The 1,132-nt window shown below is 75.3% G+C and carries 1 protein-coding gene; it reads right to left on the reverse strand.

Annotated features, from left to right (window positions below; genetic code table 11):
* Positions 1-1,071 (reverse strand): SDR family NAD(P)-dependent oxidoreductase (locus tag MXD57_RS31350; protein WP_250405600.1); only part of this gene is annotated, 1,071 nt, incomplete at its 3' end.
* Between the last annotated feature and the right edge of the window lie 61 nt (positions 1,072-1,132).

Below are 1,132 nucleotides of genomic sequence, written 5' to 3' on the forward strand. Positions count from 1 at the left end.
CACGGCGGTCAGGGGCTGGTCGGCGGGTACGGCGTCGAGGAGGGCGGTGACGGCGTCGCGGTCGGCCATGTCGCAGGCGGTGATGGTGACCTGGGTGCCCAGGGCGGTGAGTTCGTCGCGCAGTTCGGTGGCGCCGGGGGCGTCGATGCCGCGGCGGCTGGTGAGCAGGAGGTGTTCGGCGCCGTTGCCGGCGAGCCAGCGGGCCACATGGGCGCCGAGGGCTCCCGTGCCGCCGGTGACCAGGGTGGTGCCCTGCGGTTTCCAGGTGCGTGCGGCGGGGGTGTCGGACAGCGGGGCGTGGGCCAGGCGCCGGCCGAACAGGCCGGAGGCGCGCAGCGCCACCTGGTCCTCGGCCCCGTCACCGGCCAGGACACCGGCCAGCCGGTCGAGCGTACGGGCGTCGGCCTGCCCCGCCAGGTCGACCAGGCCGCCCCAACGGTCCGGGTACTCCAGCGCCGCCGTGCGGCCGAAGCCCCAGACGAGTGCCTGCGCCGGGTCCGCCGTCCTCTCCGAACGGGACACCGAGACGGCACCGCTCGTCAGGCACCACAGCGGGGCGTCCACTTCGGCGTCGCCGAGGGCCTGGACGAGCGCCGAGGTCGAGAGCAGCCCGGCGTGCGCGCGCAGCGGGGTGCCGCCGTCGCCGGCGAGGGCGAGGAGGGAGACCACACCGGCGGGCGTACCGTCGGTCGTGGCCTCCTTCAGCAGCGCCGTGATCTCCTCCCGGCCCGCGGTGGCGGGAACGGTGACGGCACGCACCTGGGCACCGTGCTCGGCCAGCGAACCGACGACGGCACCGGCCGACTCGGAGCCGGTCTGCGAAACCACCACCAGCCACATGCCCGACAGACGGGTGACGGCGGGCTCGGCCAGCGGCTTCCACACCACCCGGTAACGCCAGCCCTCGACCGTCGACCGCTCACGACTCCGGGTCCGCCACGACGACAGAGCCGGCAACAGCGCGGTCAACGGCCGATCGTCCTCGACGCCCAACTCGGCGGTCAGCACGCCCAGGTCCTCCCGCTCGACCGCCGCCCAGAACGCCGCGTCGACCGCACTGCCCCCGGACACCGCGACCCCCTCGGCGGGAACCGCCTCCGGCCAGAACCGCTGCGACTGGAACGCATACGTC

It is taken from the genome of Streptomyces cellostaticus, from assembly GCF_023630175.1.
Classification (GTDB): domain Bacteria; phylum Actinomycetota; class Actinomycetes; order Streptomycetales; family Streptomycetaceae; genus Streptomyces; species Streptomyces cellostaticus_A.